The 23,578-nt window shown below is 71.7% G+C and carries 18 protein-coding genes, 1 tRNA gene and 1 pseudogene; 13 read left to right on the top strand and 7 right to left on the bottom strand.

The features are described 5' to 3' along the window. Window positions 1-71: 71 nt before the first annotated feature. Window positions 72-833: a TetR/AcrR family transcriptional regulator gene (locus tag ACFVXJ_RS27620; RefSeq protein ID WP_389665707.1), complete on the bottom strand. Its 762-nt coding sequence runs from the start codon at window positions 831-833 to the stop codon at window positions 72-74. Window positions 834-1,090: 257 nt separating this feature from the next. On the opposite strand from ACFVXJ_RS27620, the gene ACFVXJ_RS27615 reads away from it, so the two are divergent. Beyond that, a complete protein-coding gene (locus ACFVXJ_RS27615) occupies window positions 1,091-2,368 on the top strand; it encodes a M6 family metalloprotease domain-containing protein (protein WP_389665706.1) in 1,278 nt (425 codons plus the stop codon). A 24-nt stretch (window positions 2,369-2,392) separates the two neighbouring features. On the opposite strand, the gene ACFVXJ_RS27610 is transcribed toward ACFVXJ_RS27615, so the two are convergent. Then, window positions 2,393-2,860: a contact-dependent growth inhibition system immunity protein gene (locus ACFVXJ_RS27610; RefSeq protein WP_389665704.1), complete on the bottom strand. Its 468-nt coding sequence runs from the start codon at window positions 2,858-2,860 to the stop codon at window positions 2,393-2,395. A gap of 1,217 nt (window positions 2,861-4,077) precedes the next feature. On the opposite strand from ACFVXJ_RS27610, the gene ACFVXJ_RS27605 reads away from it, so the two are divergent. The 7 genes and pseudogenes from ACFVXJ_RS27605 (at window position 4,078) to ACFVXJ_RS27575 (ending at window position 10,977) form a co-directional block, all read left to right on the top strand. Then, window positions 4,078-4,545, top strand: coding sequence for an SRPBCC family protein (locus tag ACFVXJ_RS27605; protein WP_389665703.1), 468 nt, complete (start codon window positions 4,078-4,080; stop codon window positions 4,543-4,545). A 92-nt stretch (window positions 4,546-4,637) separates the two neighbouring features. Further along, window positions 4,638-5,606: a hypothetical protein gene (locus ACFVXJ_RS27600; protein ID WP_389665702.1), complete on the top strand. Its 969-nt coding sequence runs from the start codon at window positions 4,638-4,640 to the stop codon at window positions 5,604-5,606. Beyond that, entirely contained in the window at window positions 5,603-6,649 is a 1,047-nt protein-coding gene (locus tag ACFVXJ_RS27595; protein ID WP_389665701.1) for an NAD(P)/FAD-dependent oxidoreductase, read from the top strand. The genes ACFVXJ_RS27600 and ACFVXJ_RS27595 overlap by 4 nt, the downstream gene beginning before the upstream one ends. Window positions 6,650-6,830: 181 nt before the next feature. Further along, window positions 6,831-8,630 (top strand): carbamoyltransferase, encoded by a 1,800-nt coding sequence (locus ACFVXJ_RS27590; RefSeq protein ID WP_389665699.1) that lies wholly within the window; start codon window positions 6,831-6,833, stop codon window positions 8,628-8,630. A gap of 23 nt (window positions 8,631-8,653) precedes the next feature. After that, window positions 8,654-9,271, top strand: a pseudogene (locus tag ACFVXJ_RS27585) (histidine phosphatase family protein); the annotation flags it as partial. A gap of 921 nt (window positions 9,272-10,192) precedes the next feature. After that, window positions 10,193-10,696, top strand: coding sequence for a nucleoside deaminase (locus ACFVXJ_RS27580; RefSeq protein ID WP_389665697.1), 504 nt, complete (start codon window positions 10,193-10,195; stop codon window positions 10,694-10,696). Between the two features lie 208 nt (window positions 10,697-10,904). After that, window positions 10,905-10,977, top strand: a tRNA-Arg gene (locus tag ACFVXJ_RS27575). Window positions 10,978-11,093: 116 nt separating this feature from the next. On the opposite strand, the gene ACFVXJ_RS27570 is transcribed toward ACFVXJ_RS27575, so the two are convergent. The 3 genes from ACFVXJ_RS27570 to ACFVXJ_RS27560 all read right to left on the bottom strand — a co-directional run bounded on the left by ACFVXJ_RS27570 (window position 11,094) and on the right by ACFVXJ_RS27560 (window position 15,545). Continuing rightward, complete coding sequence (locus ACFVXJ_RS27570) at window positions 11,094-11,297, bottom strand: hypothetical protein (protein ID WP_389665695.1); 204 nt, start codon at window positions 11,295-11,297, stop codon at window positions 11,094-11,096. 89 nt (window positions 11,298-11,386) lie between these two features. Next, window positions 11,387-13,183, bottom strand: coding sequence for an MFS transporter (locus ACFVXJ_RS27565; RefSeq protein ID WP_389665693.1), 1,797 nt, complete (start codon window positions 13,181-13,183; stop codon window positions 11,387-11,389). A gap of 148 nt (window positions 13,184-13,331) precedes the next feature. Then, the gene (locus tag ACFVXJ_RS27560) at window positions 13,332-15,545 is read right to left on the bottom strand and encodes a D-alanyl-D-alanine carboxypeptidase (protein ID WP_389665691.1); all 2,214 of its coding nucleotides are present in this window, start codon (window positions 15,543-15,545) and stop codon (window positions 13,332-13,334) included. 186 nt (window positions 15,546-15,731) lie between these two features. Between ACFVXJ_RS27560 and ACFVXJ_RS27555 the strand changes: the two genes are divergently transcribed. From ACFVXJ_RS27555 to ACFVXJ_RS27545, 3 genes are all read left to right on the top strand, one after another. Further along, entirely contained in the window at window positions 15,732-16,505 is a 774-nt protein-coding gene (locus ACFVXJ_RS27555; protein WP_389665689.1) for a GPP34 family phosphoprotein, read from the top strand. 335 nt (window positions 16,506-16,840) lie between these two features. Continuing rightward, window positions 16,841-17,716, top strand: a complete 876-nt coding sequence (locus ACFVXJ_RS27550; RefSeq protein ID WP_389665688.1) for a helix-turn-helix domain-containing protein — start codon at window positions 16,841-16,843, stop codon at window positions 17,714-17,716. 214 nt (window positions 17,717-17,930) lie between these two features. Next, the gene (locus ACFVXJ_RS27545) at window positions 17,931-18,143 is read left to right on the top strand and encodes a DUF397 domain-containing protein (protein ID WP_136216547.1); all 213 of its coding nucleotides are present in this window, start codon (window positions 17,931-17,933) and stop codon (window positions 18,141-18,143) included. 141 nt (window positions 18,144-18,284) lie between these two features. Here ACFVXJ_RS27545 and ACFVXJ_RS27540 read toward each other — a convergent pair whose 3' ends face one another. Beyond that, window positions 18,285-19,169: a hypothetical protein gene (locus tag ACFVXJ_RS27540; protein ID WP_389665686.1), complete on the bottom strand. Its 885-nt coding sequence runs from the start codon at window positions 19,167-19,169 to the stop codon at window positions 18,285-18,287. Between the two features lie 144 nt (window positions 19,170-19,313). On the opposite strand from ACFVXJ_RS27540, the gene ACFVXJ_RS27535 reads away from it, so the two are divergent. Further along, window positions 19,314-20,516, top strand: coding sequence for a PLP-dependent aminotransferase family protein (locus tag ACFVXJ_RS27535; protein WP_389665684.1), 1,203 nt, complete (start codon window positions 19,314-19,316; stop codon window positions 20,514-20,516). Window positions 20,517-20,551: 35 nt separating this feature from the next. On the opposite strand, the gene ACFVXJ_RS27530 is transcribed toward ACFVXJ_RS27535, so the two are convergent. After that, on the bottom strand, window positions 20,552-22,306 hold the full coding sequence (locus ACFVXJ_RS27530) for an AMP-dependent synthetase/ligase (RefSeq protein ID WP_389665682.1): 1,755 nt from the start codon (window positions 22,304-22,306) through the stop codon (window positions 20,552-20,554). Between the two features lie 117 nt (window positions 22,307-22,423). Between ACFVXJ_RS27530 and ACFVXJ_RS27525 the strand changes: the two genes are divergently transcribed. Beyond that, complete coding sequence (locus tag ACFVXJ_RS27525) at window positions 22,424-23,476, top strand: AraC family transcriptional regulator (protein WP_389665680.1); 1,053 nt, start codon at window positions 22,424-22,426, stop codon at window positions 23,474-23,476. Window positions 23,477-23,578: the final 102 nt, after the last annotated feature.

The raw sequence follows: 23,578 nt of genomic DNA, 5'->3' as shown, positions 1-23,578 counted from the left end.
ATGTCGGAATGGCGGAGGATCGGAACGGCGGAACGGTTACCGAAGGTCGGGAGGGAGTCGTCGCCGGGGCGTCACATGGCGGCCCGCCTCAGGTCCTCCAGGGTGGTCGCGGCGCCCGGCAGCTCGGATCGGGCCGGGGCCCGCAGCCCGTCGAGGAACACCTGGAGATGACGGTGGACGAAGCGGTCCGCGTCCGGGCAGCCGGTGCCCGGCAGGGGGCGGCCGAGTTGGGAGAGGGCCACCATCAGATCGCCCGCGCCGATGTCGGTGCGGACGAGCCCGCGGTCCTGACCGGCGGCCAGCAGGTTCTCGATGGCTTCCGCCAACGCGCCGCGGGCCGCGATGAGTTCGGGGTGGTCGTGGTCGAAGTCGGCGGAGAGCATGGGGCACAGGGCGCCGAACCGCTCGTCCGCCGCCGCGTGCGTGAACCGGCACAGTGCGGCGAAGGCGTCGGGCTCCTGGGCGAGGGACTCCTCGGCGTGGAGGACGACCCGGTCCATGACGTACAGGACGACGTGGTGGACCAGTGCGGCCCGGTCGGGGAAGTGCCGGTAGAGCGTGGCGTTGCCGACGCCGGCCCGGCGGGCGACCTCGTCGAAGGGGGCGGCCGAGCCGAACTCGACGAAGAGCTCGCGGGCGGCGGCCAGGATGCGCTCCCGGTTGCGGACGGCGTCGGCGCGCGGACGCGGCAGCCGCCCGGAGCCGCCGGTGGTGCCGGTGGTGCCGGTGGCGCCGCAGGCGGGCCGCGTGGGGCTCGGCGCCGCCGGGTCCGTGAGGTCCACCGGCGCCCGGAGGGCGGTCGGGGCCGCCGCGGCGGTGGTGGAGCGCTTCATTCCGGTGCCTCCTCGGCGCGGGACTCGTAGAAACGGGGATCGAAACGGGGACGTGATCCCCGTTTGGCGGGGCCTCTGTGCAAACGGGGATCGACTCCCCGGTTATTTCACCCGCCCGTGTGACCTGGCCCACACCCGTCATGGCATCGTGCTCCCATTCGGCCGATCTCGACGCGCGGGCGCACCGCAACCGTCGGAGGGTGAGCGCACAGAGCAGACCGGGCCCGGCCGGCTGCCGCGGCCCGAAGGCGATCTCCATGACGCAGACCCGCCACCGGATACGCAGTCCACGCCGCACCTGTGCGTACGTCGGCATCGCCGTGCTGGCCATCGGTGTCACGGCGACCGCCAGTACCGGGATATCCAGCCCCACCCACTCGACCGCCGGTCCCGTGGCCACGAGCGTCGATTCCGCGCTCGCGCCCTGCCGGATCGCGAGCACGATGGGCGTCCAGATGTCCGAGGGGATTCCGACGCCCCCCGGATACTCTCGGTCGACCGGCGAGGTCCGGGCCCTGAACCTCATGATCGACTTCCCCGACGCCAAGGGCGAGGGCTCGGCGATGGACCGCCTCGCGGAGTTCTTCCCCCAGACCTCGGACTGGTTCCGGACCAGCTCGTACGGCCGGCTCACCTACCGGGCCGAGGCCCCGATCCGGAACTGGCTGAGGATGCCGATGCCGTTCGCGGCGTACGGGATCGGGCGCGGGTCCGCATACGAACCCGGCTACCGGCAGCTCGTCGAGCACATCGCGCAGGCCGCCGACTCCGAGGTGGACTTCAGCCGCTACGACCTGATCAACGTCCTCGTCACCCCGAACGCGGGGCCGTCGGCCCTGGACACCGTCCTGTCGGTGACGTTCTCCGGCAACGGCGAGGCGCCGATGGCCGACGGGGTCCCGCTCGCCAACACGTCCTTCGTCTTCAGCCGGCAGGACGACGGCTCGGGCTCCTACCGCGAGACCGGCTACCGGGTGCTCCCCCACGAGAACGGCCACGTCTTCGGCCTGCCGGACCTCTACACCGCCGACGGGGGCGGCGCGGTCGGGCACTGGGACATCATGAGCGAGGACTGGGGCTCCAACAACGACCTGCTGGGCTGGCACAAGTGGAAGCTGGGCTGGTTGGACAGCGACCAGATCGGCTGCGCGTCGAAGTCCGGGGTCACGGATCAGGTGCTGACACCGCTGGCGGTGGAGGGCGGCATGAAGCTGGCCTTCGTACCGCTGACGGAGAACAGCGGGTACGCGGCGGAGGTGCGGACCCGGGCCGGGAACGACGAGGCCGTGTGCAAGCCGGGCGTACTGATCTACAAGGTCGACTCACAGGTGGACACCGGGCGCGGCCCGGTGACGGTCTCCGACAGCGCGAGCGGCAGCGGGGGCTGCACGCGGAGCCCGAACGTCCACTCGGAGTTGTCGGACGCGCCGTACCGGCCGGGCGAGACCTTCACCGACGGCAAGGCCGGCGTCACCATCGCGGTGGTGGGCGAACTCCGCAACGGCAGCTTCCAGGTCCGCGTCACCCGCCGATAGCCACGCCCGGGCCGGAGCGACCGTTCACCCGGGGAGCCGGCGGAGCGCGGTCTCCCGTACGTCCGTCAGCCATCGACGCAGCCGCCCGCCCCGCGGAGGGAGCACGCCGAGCCCCAGCATCGCCGCCGACCGCTCAAGCGGTCGATCCGACGCGTTGAGGATCAGGAACGTCCGGATCTCGACGGCCAACTGCCGCAGGTCGCCCTCCGAGGCGTCGTCGAGGCAGTCGTTCAATGCCTCGTCGTACGAGGAGTATTCCAGCGCGAAATCCTGGTGGAAGTACGCGCCCAGCAGGTGGGACAGTCCGGGGAAACACTCCCTCCATTCCCGTGCGCAGCGCGGCGGGGGCGGGGGCGGGGAGGGCTCGGCCGGCGCCGCGAGGCACTCCGGGGGGCTCGGCGCGGGGTCGGGGCGGCGGTACCACCACCAGCCGGACGGGGGGGTGTTCGGGTGCGCCCGTAAGCTCGCGGCGGAGGGTTCCGGACGGGTCATCCCGCGTTGCCGCGGCGAACCGGCCGTCCAACTCCCCCAAGGCCCGGTCGAGCAGCTCGGCCGCGACACGCGGCAGTCGGGCACCGATGGCCGCGAGCGCGTCGCGGGACTCCAGTCGCTCCCGGTAGAGGTCCGCCGGATACCACCCCGAGGGCGCCCACCCGGATTCGAGTTGCCGGACGACCCGCTCCCACACGGTCAGGTTCCCCTTGGCGACCCAGACGGGGCTTCCGGGACCGTCGTCGAGGGGCAGCCGCGCCCGGCCCGGGGCGGCTCGTCGCGCCCGATCCACCGATGCCGCGAACGCGTCGGTCACGGGGGTGCCCGGCCGTTGCTCCCGCACGATCTCGGCGAACCTCGTCACGACGGCCCGCGGTAGGTCCGCCACCGGCGCCTCGACGGCGGTGACCGTGTAAACGGGTGGATCGTCGTCGGAGAGTTCGAGCCGGGCACGGGTGTGGAGACCCTCCGGCGTCACGGCCCAATAGGCGCTCGGAAGCACCTCTTCCGCAGGGAACAGGACGGTCGTCGCGGCCGCCTTCGCGAACGCCGCGGCGAGCTCGGACTCGCGTGCGGGACGCAGCGGCCGATCGGCCGCCCCGTCCTGCACGTAGATGTCCAGCGACCACGTGATGTCGCCGAGCACCGCCCGGTGTTCGCAGGAGACGGGCGCGGCCCAATTCCTGAGGTCGGGGTCGCCGTCCGGATCGGCCACCTCCACCTCGCCGACCGCGAGACCGAGGCTCGCGGCGAGCACGGCGGCCATGACCCCGGGGCGGACGGCGCCGACGGTGAGGAGGTTGTACGTCACGGACCCGTCCCCTTGTCGATGGCTCTACCGGAGGGGCTGTCGCCGGTTCGGCCGTCCCTCTCCTGCCAGCTTACGAGCGGGCCGCGAATCGGTCGTCCGAGGGGGTGGCCGGGACGAAGTTCCGGTTCCGGGCGGAATAAGCGGTGTTCGCGTTCCACGCCCCAACCGGCCACCGACACGGCCGAATTCCGTTTCGCCCCTTGGCCGAGAAGCGGCGGGTCTGGAGTATCAACCAGGGACGCCATCCGGCGCCGATCCGTTCTTGTAGAAATCCACGAAGGGCCGGTCTCGGCCCGCAGGCATCTTCATGTCTTCCACCCCTAGCTGACTCCGCTCCACCGACTGTGTACTCGTCCTCAAGTGGCAAACGCGGCAAGGGATTTCCGTCATACGGCAAGGAGTTCTCATGGCGAACAAGCAGAAGCGCACGATGCACCACTCGACGATTGTCGACGCCGATCCGGACACCGTCTGGTCCGTCGTCCGCGACCCCATGCAGCTCGTGCGGATCGTGTCCGGAGACGCGGTGAAGAACGTGGGCTGGGCCGAAGGCGGATCGGTCGAACGGGTGCCCTCGCGTTACGACTTCACGCTCGTTTTCAATGACGGTCTGGTCCAGCAGGAGATCGCCGGGCGCAACGAGGTGAAGCGGGCCTCCACCTACCGCGCCACCGCTCCGACCATGGGCATCTACAGCTACGCGGCCACCATTCGCATCCGTCCGATCACCAATGACCCGAACCGCAGCTTCTTCGAGTGGACGCGCGAGTTGGGGATTTCCGACGATGCCGAGACCGAAGTCGTCGACGCGGTCATCACCATGATGGAAAAGCAGACCGATTCCGTGCGGGACCACTTCGCGGCGTCGAAGTAACGGCCGCCGCACCACCCGGGTCCGGCGCTCTTTTCCACCGCCCCGCCGACCCCACGACTCCCGCTCCACAATCCCGAGCAAAAGGAAATACCGTGACTACGACGTTAATCGGTCGCAATGTCGAGATCGCCTGGCCCGATCTGGGTATCACCGTTACCGCGGAACTCGACGATCGCAATCCCGCGCTGGCCGACGCGCTGTGGGAGTCGCTGCCCTACCAGAGCCTTCAGGGACACGCGCTGGTGGCCGGAAGCCACCTCTACCACATGGCCCCGATCCACTCGCTGCTGTACACCCACGCGTCCCACCGCATCCCCGACCGCCGTGACGCGCCCGACGGAACGGTGTTCTGTTCGGCGTTGCAGCACCTCGGCATCAAGTACGGCACGCTGAGCGAACCCATGCCGGCCTCCCCGGTCGGCCAGGTCCGGCCGGCGGACATGCCCGCGTTGCGCGAGGCCGGCCAGGCCGTGTGGGACGCGGTCTACTCGACGAAGAAGCCGATCACGGTCGAGGTCCGCAGGGCCGGCACGGCGGGCGGCCACCGGATACCCCGCCTGGCCGCCACCGACCCCGACGCCGACCAGCTGATCCGGGACATCCACGCGGAGACCGACCGGATCTGGCTGACTCCGCCGCCGGAGCTCGCCGACCTGCACCAGGGCTGGATCCCCTCCGGAGCGGGCAGCTTCGAGACGGTCCTGCCGACCCTCCTGTTCGTCAACGGCGAGACCCGCCCGCTCGGCTATGCCACCTACGGCGGCCTGATCCGCGGCGCGGTCTCCGACATGCCGATCGACGCCCTGCGCCACATGGCCCGCCTGCTGGTCGGCATCCCCGCCGAGTTCCTCGGCTACTGCGGCCTGGAAAAGCTGTGGGCCTTCACCCAGCGCTTCCTGGCCTGCGTCGACCGGCTCGACCGCGAGGACTTCCTCGCCCTCTCCTGCCAGATGGCCCTCTACATCAACTGCCTCGGCGGCTGGAACCTCCACCTGTTCCCCTGGGACGCCGGAGACCACCTCCGCCAACAGCGCCCGGTCGAGGTGAGCGCACCGGCATGAGCGATCTGCCCACCCACACGAACACCGTCGTCATCGGCGGCGGCGTCATCGGCACCTCGATAGCCGCCCAGCTCACCGAGGCGGGTGTCGACACCGTCCTGCTGGAGCGCGGCACGCTCGGATCGGGCGCCTCCGCGGCCACCGCAGGCGTCGTACGGACGTACTTCCCCGGCGACCCCGACACCGGCGCCCTCGCCGTCCGCAGCCTGGCGGCGTACCACGCCTTCACCGAGCGGACCGGGACCCCGCTGGGCCTGGAGCGCGTCGGCTTCCTGGTGCTGTTCACCGAAGAGCACCAGGTGGACGAGTTCCGACGCACCGAAGCGGCCCAGCGGGCCGCGGGCGTGGACGTCGAACTCGTGACCGCGTCCGAAGCGGTGAAGCTCAACCCGCTGCTCGACGAGCGCGGCGTCCTGGCTGCGGCCTGGTCGCCGCAGGCGTACGCCTGCGACCCCGCGGCGATCGTGCGCGGCTATGCGGCGGCCGCCCAGGAGGGCGGCGCCGTCCTGCGCACGGAGACGCCCGTCACCGCAATCGACCCGGACGGGCGGGTCCACACCCCCGGCGGCAGCGTCCTCGCCGAGAACATCGTCTGCGCGGCCGGCCCCTGGTCCGGGGCGGTCGCCTCGATGGCCGGTGTCGACCTTCCGCTGACGACGTATCCGATCGAGCTGCTGCTCACCGACGCGCCGGACGTCCCGCTCGACACCCTGCCGATGACCCTGCACGCCTCCAGCGGCCTGCGGATCCGAGCCTGGAAGGACCGCGTCCTGATCGGGATGGGTCGCCCCGGCCCGGACGAGGACCGCGGCGCGTGGCTCGGCCGGCTGTCGCGCCGGCTCGGCGCCACCTACCCGGCCCTCGACGGAATCCGCCTGCACCGCGGGTGGAGCGGTTCCTTCGACGGCAGTCCGGACGGGAGCGCCCTCATCGGCCGGCATCCCTCCCGCCGCTTCTTCCACGCGGCCGGGTTCTCCGGCCAGGGGCTGTGCCAAGCCCCGGCGGCCGGAGAGATCATCCGCGACCTCGTGGTCGAGAAGTAGCCCCGGGCCCACACGGCCGACCTCTCTGCCGACCGCCGTCCGACGGTCGGCGGAGTCGCCATGCCTTCGTGACGTCCCTCGCGTCGCCGCCGCCCCGCCGCCGCCCGGCCGCCCCCGTGTGCGGCCGGCCGCGGCTGCGGCGGCGCGTGCCGGAGTCCGTGCAACAGAGAAGGAAACAGTCATGATCGTCCTAGGGTGCAACGGTTTCACCCGCGTCTCGGAGGTCTTCGCCGAGCACTTCGGCGCGGTCGGCACCGAGAAGCACTACCTCCTCGGCCACGACGCCGGCGCCTCGCTGCTGGTGGACGGCGAGCTGGTGGCCGCCGTGGAGGAAGAGCGGCTGAACCGGGAGAAGAAGACCACCGACTTCCCCTTCAACTCGGTGAAGTGGTGCCTTGAGCAGGCGGGCCTGCGGTTCTCCGACATCGACCTCATCGCCATTCCGTGGAACTTCTCCACCGAGGTCTTCGACCGGATGCTGGCCGGCATCACCTCCGCGCCGATGACGCCCTCGGCGAAGCCGGCGCTCGTCGGCAACATCGGCAAGCTCTTCACCGACGTCGTGAGCCACGACGCGATCCTCGCCGACTTCGCCGCGCGCACCGGCTTCACCCCCGACCCGGCCAAGGTGGTGTTCGTCCCGCACCACCTCGCGCACGCCATGACCGGGTACTACACGGCCGGGATGAAGGACACCGCGTTCCTCGTCAGCGACGGCCGCGCCGAGGTGTTCTCGTCGCTGATGGGCGAGATCCGCGACGGCCGGATCCGTGTCTTCGACGAGTCGACCATCGACGCGGAGTATTCGATCGGGCTGCTGTTCGGCGCGATCACCAGGTTCCTCGGTTTCGTGCCCAACAACGACGAATACAAGATCATGGGCCTGTCCGGGTTCGCCGCGCCCCCGGTGCCGAACCCGTTCCTGGAACACCTGGTCGAACTGCGCGAGGACGGTCGGTACACGTTCCGCAGGCCCCTCGAGACGGACAACCCGCGCGGCCTGGAGCCTTTGTTCGAACAGTTCTTCGGCCCCGTGCAGGAGACCCGGGAGTACAAGGCCCGGGTGGCCGCCGCCGCCCAGGAGATGCTGACCGTCGTCACGAGCCACCAGGTGCGCGCCCTGGAGGCCAAGACGGATCTGAACCACCTGCTGTTCGAAGGCGGCGTGGCGCTGAACTGCCTCAACAACACCCCGCTCTTCGAGGGGTCGCGGTTCGACGACATGGAGGTGAGCTTCGGTGCCAGCGATACCGGCATCGTCATCGGCGCCGCCGTCCACGCCTGGCTCCACCACCCGGACAACGCCGGCGAGGTGAAGTCCGCGCCGCCGGTCACCCCCTACCTCGGGCCCGAGTACGACGACGCGACCATCGAGCGGACCCTGCGGGAGTTCGGCGGCCGGGTGACGTGGAGCAGGCTGAACGACGACGAGGTCGTCGACCAGGTGGCGAAGCTGCTCACCGAGAAGGTCGTCATCGGCTGGTTCGAGGGCCGGATCGAGCACGGTCCCCGGGCGCTGGGCCACCGCAGCATCATCGCGAACCCGAACTTCCCGGACATCAAGGACGTGATCAACACCCGGGTCAAGCACCGCGAACCGTTCCGCCCGTTCGCACCGCTCGTGTTGGAGTCGGACGCGCCGAGGATCTTCGAGATGGGGCGCAAGGCCCGCTCGCCGTACATGACCTTCGTCTTCCCGGTGCGGCCGGAGTTCCGGGACGTGATCCCGGGCGCGACCCATGTCGACGGCACCTCCCGGGTACAGACGATCACCGATGAGGGCACTCCCCGGCTGGCGGCCCTGCTGCGCCGGTTCACCGCCCTGACCGACGTCCCCTGCCTGATCAACACCTCGTTCAACGTGGCGGGCGAGCCGATCGTGTGCAGCCCTGCCGACGCGCTGAACTGCTTCCTCGGCACGGAGATCGATTACGTCGTGCTCGGCAACTACCTCGTCACCAAGACCGACGCCTCCGCATGACCGACGTACCCGTCGAGCAGGACGCGCCCACCACCCTCCTCCTGCTGCGGCACGGCGAGACGGCGCTGACCCCGCGAAAGCGCCTCTCCGGCAGCGGCGGCTCCGACCCGTCGCTGTCGGCGGCCGGGCGGCGGCAGGCCGAGGCGACCGCGGCGGCGCTCACCGCGCGCGGGACGGTACAGGCGGTCGTGACCTCTCCGATGCGGCGCTGCCGGGAGACCGCCGAGGCGGCGGCCGTACGGCTGGGGCTCGACGTACGGGCCGACGCGCGACTGCGGGAGGCCGACTTCGGGGCCTGGGAGGGGCTGACCTTCGCCGAGGTGCGGCAGCGGTACCCCGAGGAGTGGGCGGCGTGGCTGCGCTCCCCCGACGCCGCGCCGCCGGGCGGCGAGTCCCTCGGGGAGGTGGCCCGCCGGGCGGCGCTCGCCCGGGACGAGCTGCTGGGGCGGTACGCGGGCAAGACGGTGCTCGTCGTCTCGCACGTGGTGCCGGTGCGGCAACTCGTCCGGTTGGCGCTCGGCGCACCGCCGGAGTCGTTCTTCCGGATGGAGATCGCGGCGGCCTCGCTGTCGGAGATCGCGTACGACCCGGAGGTGAACGCCACGGTGCGCTCGTTCAACGACACGGCGCACCTGCGGTAAACCCTGACCGGCCCGGCCCGCCCCCACCGGTCCTCGACCCGGCGCGGGCGGGCTGGGGCTTTCCTACCAGGGCGGACGGGGCCCCCGGGGCCGGGGGTCGCGCTCCCGGACGGCCGGTTCTCGTCGTTCTCGTCGGGGCGCCGCCGACGTCGGGCGAGGCCGACCGGCGGACGCCCACATTCCGCTCGGGCGACGCCCCGGCGGGGCATCGGCGCGGCACCGCTCCGCCGGCTCGATCACGCACCGCGTCTGGAGCATCGACCAGGGGTGACATCACGGGCGAACCGGCTCTCGTAGAAGTCTACGAAGAGCCGGTTTCAGCCGGCGGAGTTTTCATACCTTCCACCCCTACCTGACTCCCCCCCGTTGCCTGTGTACTCATCACAAGTCGCAACCAAGCGGGGGATTGTGCTCGCTGTGTCCGCCTCGCCCCACATCCGTGGGGCGTTCGCGTGATGCCGGATTACCGGCCAGGATCTCGGCCCTCCTGACATCTTGCCGAAGGAAGGGGAAAGCCGTGACGGGAACGTGGTCCGGTCGGACTGTCGAAAGCCTCTGGCCTGATCTGTGCACCACCGTCACCGCGGAACCCCGTCATCGCGTCCCCGCACCGGTCGACGCGCCGTGGGGGTCACCGCCCTACCAGGGCCTCTCCCTGCCGCCTCCGCCCGAAGCCGGACAGGCCGTACGGGACAGCCGAAACGTGCACACCACCCTCCGCCCTGCGACCGGGCCGGGCTTGCCTCACGCCCCCGTCGCACCGGAGCACATCGTCGGCGCCCAGCCGAGATGACCTCCCGCGGGTACCGCCGACAGCGCTGATCGCCAGGCGGCGCCCGCGGGGCCACTTGTTGTCCCGGGTGCCGTGACCCGCACAGGCAGGCATCCGGAGAACCCCCACCGTCTCCAAAAGGAGTGAACGTGACCGCGCACATTCAAGAAGCGAGCATCCAGGACCTCGAAAAGGGCTGGATCGAAGAGGCGATCAGATTGGCCACCAACAGCGTGGCGAACGGCGGCGGTCCGTTCGGCGCCCTGGTGGCCAAGGGCAACGAGATCGTCGCGCTCGGGAACAACCAGGTCACCTCCACCCTGGACCCGACGGCCCACGCCGAGGTGAGCGCGATGCGCGCGGCCTGCAAGGAGCTGGACACGTTCTCCCTCCAGGGCTGCGTCCTGGTCACCTCCTGCGAGCCGTGTCCGATGTGTCTGTCCTCGGCGCTGTGGGCGCGGGTCGACCGGATCGTCTTCGCCGCCGACCGGGACGACGCCGCGGTGGCCGGCTTCGACGACCGCAAGTTCTACGACCTGTTCGAGAAGACGCCCGCGTCGATGTGGCCCATGTCGGTCGAGCAGCTGCTCCTGCCGAACCGCACGGCGCCGTTCGAGGCGTGGCTGGCCAAGACCGACCGCATCGACTACTGACACGCGCCGCGCACGACGGACGACCGGGCCTCGGCCTGTATCCGCAGCCGACGGGTACAGGCCGCCCCGAGACCACCCGCGAAGATCACCCCCGAAGATCACCCCGCCCTCGCGGCCCGCTCCGGTACGCGGGTATCTCCGCTTACGGATCAGACACCACCCGCTACACTGACCGCGGTGACCACGCCCTCCCGGGCCGCCACCACACGCCTTCGTAGCTCAGGGGATAGAGCACGGCTCTCCTAAAGCCGGTGTCGCAGGTTCGAATCCTGCCGAGGGCACGTGAACCAGAGAAGGCCCCCCGCCGGTGACGGCGGGGGGCCTTCCGGGTTCTTGGGGGTTCTTCTGGCTTCCTCGGGTTCTTCGGTGCCTGAGGGGCGGGGGCGGCCGAAGGGCCTCAGCTCAGACCTTTGCTGCGTTCGCCGATGCGGTCGCCCTGCGGGGAGCCGGACCGCTTGAGGGCCGCCTTCGTGTGCGCTCCGCCCTTGACCTTGCTCGGGACCGGACCCTCGAAGCCGTGGCCCGGCGTGCGGGGCAGGTGGGTCTGGTCCGCGGCCTTCGCGATCGCCGTCCGCGCGTCCTGCTTGTGCTGTTTACTCATCCCGTCGTCACTCCCTCGGGAAGCACCCCATAGGTCTGCCAATCGGTCTAACGGGATCGTATGCAGGTATGGGGGGCGGCGCACGCCGATCAAGGGCCGCGCAGGAGTTCCTCCGGGCACGGCGTGCCCCGGGGCAGCTGGTACTTCGCCGCCACCCGGTACTCCCCCGCCGCCGGGGCGAGCAGCTCCGTCCACACGTCCCCCTCCGCGTCCAGGGGGGCCTTGAAGAGGCAGCCGGCCGTGTTCGCGAACTGCTTCGGCGCCGCTGCCGCCGCCTTCGAGGCGAAGGTCTCCTGCGGCGGCGGCACCGCCTTGCCCGCCCCGTCGACCAGCCCCAGCCAGGGCGAGTGCGGGATCCGCACCAGGACCCGCCCCGCCCGTCGCACCTCGATCACCAGCTGATCGGCGCTCGCCCGCACCACCGTGGCCGGACCGGCCACCAGGTCCGTGGGGGCGAGCACCTTGAAGAGCCGCCAGTTCGCGTCGCCCCACACCTGCTGGAGGTACGGCAGCCCCTCCCGCACCAGCTTCGCCTCGTCCGCCCCGCCCGAGTCGGGTTTGTCGGCGGGCAGCACCACGTAGTGCACGGCCCAGCGCTCCAGCCAGGACCGGTAGCTGTCGGCGGTGAGGGTGTCGTCGTAGAAGAGCGGGTTGCGCTCCAGGTCGGCCTGCCGGTTCCAGCCGCGCGCGAGGTTCACGTACGAGGGGAAGGCCGACGACTCGCGGTGGCTGCTGGCCGGGACCACCTCCACCCGCCCCCGGTCGGCGCCGACTTTCTGGAGCTGGTCGACCAGCGGGGCCAGCTCCCGGTTCCAGGCGGCCAACGGGGTGGTGCGGATGATGTCGGTGATGCTGTTGGCGGTGATCCAGGCCGTCAGCCCCGCGAAGGCGACGACCACCGCGTACCAGCGCCGCGAGCGCGGGACCGCGTACGGGAGCGCCGCGAGCAGCACCGCCCCGCCGAACAGCATCACGAGGCGGGTGACGTTCGACCCCACCTGGGAGTCGATCGCCCAGGTCAGGAACACGCCCACGGTGTAGACGGCCGAGGCGATCCGGACCGTCTTCCAGCCCTTCGGCACCAGGAACAGGATCGCCAGCCCGAACACGAACGGCAGCCAGGCCGAGCCCAGCTTCATCGGCTGCGTGCCCGAGAAGGGGAACAGCCACGCCGACAGCCCGACCACGGCCACCGGCGCCAGCCCCAGCGCGTACGCCCCCGGCCGCCGCCCGCTCAGGAACAGCGCGGCCGCGACCACCCCGAGGAAGAGTCCGGCCACCGGGCTGGAGGCGGTGGCCAGCCCGGCGAGCGGGGCGGCGACGGCCGCCTTGGCCCAGCGCCGCTCGGCCCACTTGCGCGGCCAGCAGAACACGGCCGCGACGGCGGCCAGCGCGAACATCGCGCCGAGCCCGAAGGTGACCCGGCCGGACAGGGCGTTGCACAGCAGCCCGAAGACCCCGGCCAGGGCCGGCCACAGCGGACGCCGCACGGCGCCGCGGCACCGGGTCAGGATCAGTGCGAGCAGCCCGGCCGAGGCCGTACCGGCGAGCATCATCGTGGTCCGGACACCCAGCACGTGCATGAGGTACGGCGAGACGACGCTGTACGAGACGGGGTGCATGCCCCCGTACCACGCGAGGTTGTACGCGGTGTCGGGATGGCGGCCGACGAACTCCGCCCACGCGTCCTGCGCGGCGAGGTCGCCGCCGCTGTTGGCGAAGCTGAAGAACCAGACGACGTGCAGGACCGCGGCGAGGGCGGTGGCCACGAACACCGGGTGCCGGTGCGCCCGGCCCCAGCCTCGGCCCCCGCCGACGCCGACGCCTTCGCCCGGCCCGGTGTCGCGGGCGGGCTCCGGTCGCCTGTACTGCTCAGCGGTGGTCACTGCCGACGCTCTCTTCCGTCGCGTTCAGGGATTCCGGCCCCGTGCGGGCTGCCCGGTGCACAGACGCGCTCAGGCGCCCCGGGGTTGTCCGGGGCGCCTGGCGGGGTCGTGGGCCGTGAATGGTGGATCGTGGATCTCCCGGAGGGGATCAGCCGACGCGAGTCAGTTTGCTGCCGATGCCGGGCGCCACGAGATCGCGCTGCAACGCCACCGGAACCTTCACCTGACTGGCGCCCTCACCGACGGTCAGCACCCCGACCTCGGTCCCCGCCTTCGCGGTCTCCGGCAGCTTGGCGCCGCCGTCGCCCAGCTTGACGGTGACCGTGAGCGAGGGCCAGCCGACCGCCTCCACGTCGGCGGTGGCGATCACGGGGGTGTGACCGCCGAGCCCGTCGTCCACGTACCCGACGACATCGCCCTTCTTCACCACGGTCGCGTTCGTCAGCGCCTTCTGCGTGGCGAGCATGACGTCCTTGCTCGCCGCGATCGCGGTACCGAGGATCGGGACGCCGTACTGGCCGAGCACCGCGCCGACGATCAGCTGGTTGGTCTTGCCGACCTTCTTCTCGGCGGCGAACAGCAGGTTGCCGCCGGCCTTGGTGGTGGAGCCGGTCTTGATGCCGACGGCGCCGTTGTACGGGATGAGGTCGTTGTAGTTCCGCCAGGACTTGCCGGAGGGGTCGGTCCAGCTCGGGAGCTTGGTGATCGCCAGCAGTTCCGGCATTTCGACGATCTTGAGGCCGAGCTTGACCTGGTCCTCGGCGGTGCTGACGGTCGTCGGGTCCAGGCCCGACGGATCCGTGTAGGTGGTGTTGCTCATGCCCAGCTCCTGGGCGGCGTCGTTCATCTTCTTGACGAACGCCGCCTGGTCACCGGCGGTGTCCCAGCGCGCGAGCAGGCGTGCGACGTTGTTGGCCGACGGGATCATGATCGCGGCGAGGGCGTCGTACTCGGAGATCTTGTCGCCCTCCTTCAACGTGTTGACCGTCGACTCGCCCTCGGACTCCTTGCGCCCGTCGTCGACCGCCGTCCTGTCGACGTCGATCATCGGGCCCTTTTCCTTGGGCTTCATGGGGTGGTTCTTCAGGATCACGTAGGCCGTCATGGTCTTCGCGACGCTGCCGATGGCGATCGGCTTCTGCTCGCCGAAGGTACCGACGGTGCCGAGGCCGGCCGCGGCCATGAAGCCCTGGCCCTCCTTCGGCCACGGGAGGGTGGGGGCGCCGCCGTCGAAGGTGTAGGAGGACTTCGCGCTCAGGGCGAGGCGCGGCGCGGGCAGCGGGCGTACGAGCTGTACGACGGCCAGGACGACCGCGAGGAGCACGACGATCGGCGCGTAGATCTTGAACCGCCGGAGCGCGGTGCGCAGCGGGGTCGGCGGCGGGGGCGGGTTGTTGGTGAGGTCCGCCAGCATGTCGAGCGGCGGCTTGGGGGGCAGCGGCTGCTGCGTGGTCCGCTCGGCGTCGGGCGAAGGCTGCGGCCGGGTCGGCTGCGGGGCCGGGCGCGGGGCCGAAGTCGGGGCGGGGGGCTTGGGCCCGTTGCCGCCCAGCGGTACGAAGGTGCTTCCCCGGCCCTGCGGTCCGGACGCGGCCGGCTTCTTCTCCGGCGCGGCGGCATCCGGCTTCACGGCACGGAAGACGGCGGTGCGCTCGCTGTCCGCACCGGCATCGGCCGCGCCGGGCTTACCGGGGGCGCTACGAGGATCGCCGGAAACCTTCTTCTCCGGCCCGACGGTACGCGACCCATCGGCCGGCTTCTTCTCCGGCGCGGCGGCATCCGGCTTGACCGCACGGAAGACGGCGGTCCGCTCGCTGTCGGCTGCCGCAGACTTGCTCGGGGCGGCGGTACGCGGCTCCTCGGCCGGGGCCTCGGCAGCGTCGCCCTTCGGCTTCTCGTCTTTCGGCTTCGCCTCCTCCGACGCGGCCGACCGTCGATCCGCCGACCCGGCACCCGAAGCGGAACCCGACTTCACCACACCGAACGCCGTCTTCTCCGGCTCCGCCGGGCGGGACGCCTTGGCCGAATCCCGCTCCTCGGCATCGGCGGCGCGCTCCGGCTCGTCCTCCGCCGAAGCGGAACCCGACTTCGGGTCCTCGGCGTCGGCCGGCCGCCGGTCGGCCCGAGCCTCGGAGTCGGCCCCCGCCTCCGCCCCCGCACCCGGCTCCGAGTCCGTCGAATCACCGGAGGCACTCGTGGCGACCCAGGCCGCCACCGCTTCCTTCAACGCGTCCCGGTCCCCGGACCCCGCCTCGCGCGGACGCAGGACCGACAGCCTCGGGTCCCGCTCCGCGGACGGCGCGGCGGACTCCGCCGTCCCCGACGCACCTTCATCTACCGACTTGTCGGGGGACTCGCCCGCCACCAGTTCCTCCTCGTTCGCCGTCCGGTCGCTGTCCGAACCGTCTAACAGTGTCCCGTCTCGGGGGCATCGCCCACCCGCTAGACGAGAACGACATAGCTGCCGGTTCCCCCACAAAGCGTCCAGGCGCTCTCGACAGATGAATGTGAGAGGCGTCACCCTGTCACTCATCCACGCGGGGAGGCATGGATGGGCAGGAGCCGCAGAACAATTCCGGAGGAGCTTCTGCTGCTCGCCTTGGACCCGACCACGGGAACCACGGCGCAGCCGCAGTCGCTCGACCTCGGCCTGGCCGGGGCACAGCTAGTAGAGCTGGCTCTGGCAGGACGGATAGCCCCTGACGGGGATCGTATCGCCGTGGTGATGCCACGGCCGACAGGAGATCCGACTCTGGACTCCGCACTGGAACTGCTGCGCAGGCGCGGCAGCCCGGTCCGGGCCGTTCACTGGATCGGCGGACCCCGACTGGGGCTCCGTCAGATTTATCTCGCTCACCTGGAGCGCTGCGGCATGGTGCATGCCGTCGCGGGACAGATGTGCGGGGTGCTGCCGACGACTCGCTACCAGGCGACGGACACGGCGAACAGCCGGGAGATCCGTGCCCGGCTCGACAGTGCGATCCGCACCGGCGTACCGCCGGACCCGCGGACCGCGGCGCTCGCCGCACTGGCCCACGCGGTCGGACTCGGCAAGCACCTGTACCCCGGCAACGAGGGGCGGTCGTCCAGGTCCCGGCTGCGGGACCTGATCCGGCACGACCCCATGGGCGGTCTCGTGGCGCACGCCGTCATGGACGTCCAGAACGGGGTGGCGGCCCAGCCGAGGCGCGACCGTGCCCCGGCCACCGCGACAGCATCGGCATCGGCATCGGCCACGGCTTCGGCGGTACCCACCGCCCGAGCCGCCGGCGTACCGATGCAGCCGCGCCGTACGGGTGCGATGGCCCGAGTGGCCGCGCACTGAGCAGCAGCACACGCAGCACACGCAGCACATCCAGTACACGCACCACCCGCACCGCAGCCCGCGACACCCCTTGACCCACCGGCGGGCACGCACCGCACGCATCGCACGCATGCATCACACGCACCACAGCGCCACCACCGCAACCGGTCGTCCCCCCAAAGACCCGGTTCGGGAGCCGCCAGTGCGCGGGGTGACGGGCCGGTCCACCGGTCCCGTCACCCCGCGCGTCTGTCTTTCGGTCCGTTCCCCAGCGCCGCCGCACCCTTCGGTGGCAGTCTGCTGAACATCAGACACGCAGAGAGACAGAACCAGAAGAAGGCGGAGGTGCCGTCCCCGTGGCGTCCAATGTCAATCCCACCGTCCGACGCCGCCGATTGGGCATGGAGTTGCGCGAGGACAAGGGCATGACGGCCGAGCAGGTCGCCGAGCGTCTGCTCGTTTCCCAGTCCAAGATCAGCCGGCTGGAGAACGGCCGTCGCTCCATCAGCCAGCGCGACGTCCGCGACCTGTGCGACGTGTACGAGGTCGAGGACCGCCGGCTCGTCGACTCCCTCATGCAGATGGCCAAGGACTCGCGCCAGCAGGGCTGGTGGCACGCCTTCGGCGACATCCCGTACAGCGTCTACATCGGCCTGGAGACCGACGCGGCCAGCCTGCGCACCTACGAGCCCCAGATGGTCCCCGGCCTGCTCCAGACCCCCGAGTACGCCCAGGCACTGATCCGCGGCGCGCTTCCGGAGACGGCGCCGGCCGATGTGGACAAGCGCGTCCAGGTCCGGATGCACCGCCAGAAGCGGCTCTCCGAGACCGACAACAACAACCCCGAGGTCGGGCCGCTGCGCCTGTGGGCGGTGATCGACGAGGCCGCCCTGCGTCGACACGTCGGCGACGCGCAGTTGATGATCCGACAGCTCGAATACCTGATAGAGCAGTCGGAACAGCCCTACATCACCGTGCAGGTGATGCCGTTCTCGATGGGCGCGCATCCGGGCGTGAACGGGCAGTACGCGATCCTGGAATTCCCGGACGCCTCGGACTCGACGGTGGTCTACATCGAAGGCGTGACGAGCGATCTGTACCTGGAGAAGGCCAACGACGTACAGAAGTACAGCGTGATGTACGAGCACCTGCGCGCCCAGGCGCTCAATGTCGACCAGACCCGTCAGTTCATCGCCGAGATCATCGAGCATTATGCGGGCAAGGGGAAGTAAAACGGGAGGCAGCGGGCACGCCACGAGCGGGCGGCCGGCGAAGGGCCCGGTACGGTACACCGTCACTCCCCGGCCGCAGAAGCTCTGAATGGAATATGCCACCCGGTCGAGTGAATGCCCACTTCAGCCGTCGGGCGGTGCCGGTAGCGTCGATCACGTCAGCCGGAGTAATGGCTGGCGCGACCAGGAACTACTCGCTGAACCGGAGAGAAACATGGCTATTCGTCAGGGCGCTACGGAAAACTGGACCAAGTCCTCCTACTCCGGCGGAAACGGCGCCTGCGTCGAAGTCAAGTCCCCCGTCATGGACGCCATCGCGGTCCGCGACTCGAAGGTGCAGGACGGTCCGTCCCTCACCTTCGCGCCCGGGTCCTGGAACTCCTTCGTCACCGATGTCACCGAGGGCCGGCTGGGACGCCTCGTCTGAACGTGACGACGACGTCCGCCCCGACCGTCCGCACCACGACGACGGCCGCAGATTGAAGCCCTCTCGACCGGTCGCCGTCCTGGCCGAGGGGGCTCGGCCGTGCCCACCGCGGGTGCGCCCCGCCCCGGACCCGCCCCGCCCTCAGCGCAGTCGGTCCACGTAACGGTCCGTCCCCGGCACCGTCGGGATGAACGGCGCCACCAGCTCCACCCGCCCCAGCCCCTCCTCCGCGACCTCCGTGTCCAGCCCCTCGAACCGGTGCCAGCAGGTCCGGGGATCGGCTTCCAGGAACCACAGCAGCGTCAACCGGGTGTCGATGCCCTCGACCTGCTTGACGTAGGTCATCCGGTCACCCGGCAGGGGCGTCGGCCGGAAGACCGTCACGATCGCCGCGGGTCCGCCTGCCAGCCGCTTCGGGAGGGCCCGTGAGCACAGCCACTCCAGCAGTGACGCCCGCTGCTCGGGGCCGTCGGCGTCGATGACCTGGAGCACCAGCCCGGCGTACGGGTGGTCGAGGGCGTGGAAGTCCCGCGGTCCGGCGGCGCCGTCGCGGTAGACGGTGGCCTCGTGGTCCTGGAAGGCCGTGAAGACGTGCGTACGGTCCTGGTAGACGCGGCCGTCGCGGTTCAGTCGCTTGTTGATGCCGACGGTCCACTTCATGTGCTCGTCGTAGCGGCCTTCGGTCACCCAGTAGGTCGACAGGTAGCAGCCGGCCGTGACGGGCCGGGCGACTGCCGATTTCTCCGGGTAGCGCAGCTCCTGGAGGTCCCTGGTGGCAACCCAGCGGCGGCCGGCGTACATCCAGGGCATCGCCATGGCGCCGGCGTAGTAGTGGTCGTCCTCGTACCAGCGGTTGTACGCGAACTCGTGGCCCGGATGCGGTTCCACCATGGTGATCAGCGCATGGCCGGGGCGGACGCCGTACGGGCCCACGGCGGCCAGCGTCGCGTAGTCGTCGGCCCGGGTGTCACCGTGGCCGTCGCCGCGGCCATGGCCGTCCGGCAGGTGCGTCTCGTCTGTCGTCATGGGACCGGTCTATCTGATGCAGCGTCAGTTGGGGAGGGTGTCGACGCCGCCGTCCGCGCGCCCCGTTCACCTGGCGGACAGGTAGGTGCCCTCTGCATCTTTCGTGGCTAGGCTGCGCGCACCCGCCTCCCCGAAGGAGCCACCGTGCCCGGTCCCGTCACCGCCCTGTCCCTGCCCGCCCTGGCCACCAGGACGACCGCGGTGGCGGGTTCGCCCATCCGCGACATCCTCTCCGTCACCGACCGCCCCGAGGTGATCTCCTTCGCGGGCGGCTACCCGGCCCCCGAACTCTTCGACACCGCCGGTCTGCGGGCGGCCTACGCCGCGACCCTCTCCGCGCGCGGCTCCGCCGCCCGGGCCCTGCAGTACTCGACCACCGAGGGCGTGCCGGAGCTCCGCCGGGCGATCGCGGCGCGCGCCGGCGCCCGGGGCCTGCCGACCGCCGCCGACCAGGTGGTCGTCACCACCGGCTCGCAGCAGGCGCTCTCGCTCCTCGCCGGCGCCCTGCTCGACCCGGGCGACGTCGTCCTCGTCGAGAACCCGACCTACCTGGCGGCGCTCCAGGGCTTCGCGCTCGCCGGGGCCCGGCTCATGGCCGTCCCCTGCGACGAGGACGGCATCCTCCCGGACGCCCTGGAGGAGATCGTCCGGCGCGAGCGCCCGAAACTGCTCTACACCATCCCCACCTTCCAGAACCCGACGGGCCGCACCCTGCCCGGAGCCCGCCGCGCGGCGGTCGCGGACATCGCCGGGCGGCTCGGCCTGTGGCTGGTGGAGGACGACCCGTACGGGGACCTCCGCTACGAGGGGGCCCCCGAGCCGTGGCTCGCCGCGCACCCCGGGGCGCAGGACCGTACCGCCCTGCTCGGCAGTTTCTCCAAGGTCATGGCGCCCGGCCTGCGGCTGGGCTGGCTCCGCGCCCCGGCGCCCCTGCTGCGGGCCGCCGTCGTCGCCAAGCAGGCCGCCGACCTGCACACCTCGACGGTGAACCAGTTGGCGGCGGCCCACTACCTGGCCGCGGTGGACCTGGACGCCCACGTCGCCACGGTCCGCGATGCCTACCGCGTCCGCCGGGACGCGCTGCTGGCCGGCCTGCCCGAGGCGCTCCCGCCGGGCTCCGAGTGGAACCGGCCGGAGGGCGGCATGTTCGTCTGGGCCCGCCTGCCGGCCGGGTACGACGCCACGGCCCTGCTGAAGTCCGCCGTCGCCCACGACGTGGCGTACGTTCCCGGCGCGCCCTTCTTCACCGGCACCCCGGACCACCGCACCCTGCGGCTGACCTTCGTGACGCACACCCCGGTCGAGATCGCGGAGGGCCTGCGCCGGTTGGGCCGCGCCCTGCGGTAGCCGCGAGCTCGCAAGGGCGCCCCGGGCCCTACGGGTCAGCCGTACAGCTTCTCGATCTCGGCGGCGTACCGCTCTGCCACCACCGCCCGCCGGAGTTTCAGGGTCGGCGTCAGGGTGCCCGCCTCGACCGAGAAGTCCTCCGCGAGCAGGTGGAAGGCCCGGACGCGGGCCGGGCGGGAGACCGTGGCGTTGGCCTCCTCGACGGCCCGCGCCACCAGCGCCCGCACCGCCGGGTGTTCCTCCGGCCGGCCCAGTGCGTCCGGGGCGATCCCCTCCCGGGCCGCCCAGCCGGCGATCTCGTCCGCGTCCAGGGCGATCAGGGCCACCGGATGGGGGCGGTGGTCGCCGATCAGCACCGCCCGTGAGACGTACCGGGAGGACTGGAGGGCGAACTCGACCTCGGTCGGGGTGATGTTCTTCCCCGCCGAGGTGATGATCAGCTCCTTCTTCCGGCCGGTGATCGACAGGAAGCCGTCCGCGTCGAGCGAGCCGAGGTCCCCCGTGTGCAGCCGGCCGTCGGCGTCGACGGTCCGGGCCGTCGCCGCCTCGTCGCCGTGGTAGCCGGGGAAGACCATCGGGCCCCGGGCGAGCACCTCGCCGTCCCCCGCGATCCGGACCTCGCAGCCCGCGATCGGCCGCCCGACCGTCCCCGGGCGGACCGACCCGGGGTGGTTGATGCTGATCACCCCGGCGGACTCCGTCATCCCGTAGCCCTCGTAGACCGGGATGCCGCAGGCGCGCAGGAAGTCCAATGTGGCGGGCGCGATCGGGGCGCCGCCGGTCAGCGCCCAGGTGAGCCGGCCCCCGAAGGCGGCGCGGACGGGGGCGTACAGCGTTTCGCGCGCCGCCTCGTACGCCTCGCGCGCCTCCTCGGGCAGCCGGCCCTCCGCGGCCAGTACGCCCAGCCGTACCGCCTCCGCGAACCGTTCCCGGCCGCCCTCCACCGACTCCGCCACCGACAGCACCACCGCGTGGAGCTTCTCGAACAGGCGCGGTACGGAGGGCAGGTGGGTCGGCGCCACCTCGGCGACTTCGGCCAGGACGTCCTCGATCCGGCCGCCGAAGTAACACAGCTCGCCGCCCTGGAGCAGCGTCGTGAACTGGATCAACTGCGCCGGCAGGTGCGCGAGTGGCAGGTACAGGTACGTCGTGTCTCCCGGCCCGCCGCGCACCAACGGCAGGGTGGCGTCCTGGACCGCGCCGAGGTTGCCGTGCGTGAGTCGGCAGCCCTTCGGCGGCCCGGTCGTCCCCGAGGTGTAGACGATGGCGGCGTCCGCCTCCGGGCCCACCGCCCGCGCCCGGGCGAGCAGTTCCGCCTCCGGGGCCGCGGGCAACTCCGGCAGGGCGTCCAGCAGGACCACCGCCCGCAGCGCCGGGAGCCGCCCGCGCAGGGCTTCGACCCGGGCCGCCTGGGCCGTGTCGTCGCAGACCGCCACCACCGCCGCGGAGTCCGACAGCACCCACGCCAACTCCTCCTCCCCCGCCGTCGGGTACACCGGCACCAGGACCGCGCCCGCCGCCAGCACCCCGAAATGCGCGTACGTCCACTGCGGGCGGGTCTCGGCGAGGACCACCACCCGCTCGCCCGCGCCGACGCCGAGGCCGAGCAGCGCCCGTCCGGTGCGCCGGACGCGCTCCCGCAGTCCCTCGTAGGAGAGCGTGCTCCAGCCGTCCCGGGGTCCGCTGCCCGACCGGAAGCGGAGCGCGCTGTGGTGCGCGTACCGATCCCCGGTCCACTCGGTGAAGAGGGCCAGTGTCCGCGGTCGCGCCAAGCCCTGTGCGGCGTCCATCGTCTTCGCCTCCTGGGGGTGGGTACCTCGACGCTAGGCACCGCGGCCACCCCTGCGGCATGACCGGAAGCGTCAGCACCGCTGACCTCAGCGCTCATCGGGGTTACCGTCGGTCCCATGGGGAGGCGGACGATCACCGTGCACCATGTGCGCGCGCTGCTCGCGGGGGCGCGGCGCGCCGGCATCGACACCGTGCCACTGCTGCAAGAGGCGCAGATCCCACCGCTGTTGCCCGGCGACGACCGGGCGCGGATCACGCCCGCGCAGTTCGCCCGGTTGTTCCGGGCGCTGTACCGCACGACGCAGGACGAGTTCCTCGGCCTCGGTACGGTGCCGAGCCGGCCCGGCACCTTCGCGATGATGTGCTACGCCTCGCTGGGCTGCCGGGACCTGGGCACGGCCGTCGAACGGGCCGCCGCCTTCTATGGGTTGTTCCCGGGCGGACCCCGACTGGCCTTGGAGGTCGAGGCCGGCGAGGCCCGGTTCACCGTGCACGGCCACGTCGCCGGAGGCGCGGAAGGGGACAACGCGGGGGATCGCGCCGGCGACCTGGACGGCGAGCGGTTCCTCTCCGAGTGCGTGCTGGCGATCTGGCACCGGCTGAGCAGTTGGCTGATCGGACGCCGCGTTCCGCTGCTCTACGCGGCCTTCGCCTATCCCGCGCCGCCGTACGAGGACGAGTACGAGGTGCTCTTCGACTGCCCGGTCCGCTTCGACGCCGACCGGACGACCGCCGCGTTCGCCGCCCAGTGGCTGACCGCGCCGCTCGTCCGGGAGGAGCCCGCGCTCGACGCGATGCTCCGCCGGGCCCCCTTCGACCTGCTGTCGCGGCCGGAGTACGGGACCACGGTCGCGGAGCAGGTGCGCCGGACCCTGACCCGGCGACTGCGCACCTCCCCCCGGCTCCCGGAGCTGGGCGAGGTGGCGGCGCGGCTCGCGGTGTCCCCGGCGACGCTGCGCCGCCGACTGCACCGGGAGGGAACGTCCTTCCAGCAGTTGAAGGACCACGTGCGGCGGGACGCGGCGATCGCGGGACTGGCCGAGAGCGGCGAGCCCATCGCGGACATCGCCGCCCGCCTGGGCTTCTCGGAGGACACCGCCTTCCACCGCGCGTTCCGCCGCTGGACGGGCACGACCCCGGGTGCCTACCGCATCGCGTCGGGCGGCTGAGGGGCCGCCGGGGACGGGGGTGGGGCGGGGGCCGAAGCGGAGGGGCGAGGCGGGTGGCGAGGCGGGTGGCCGCTCGGGTCAGCAAAGGTGAGCTGCGCAGTC

The sequence above is a fragment of the Streptomyces sp. NPDC058279 genome (genome assembly GCF_042881255.1).
Classification (GTDB): Bacteria; Actinomycetota; Actinomycetes; order Streptomycetales; family Streptomycetaceae; genus Streptomyces.
The sequence above is the reverse complement of the archived record's forward strand: the minus strand, read 5'-3'. Positions and strand labels throughout refer to the sequence as shown.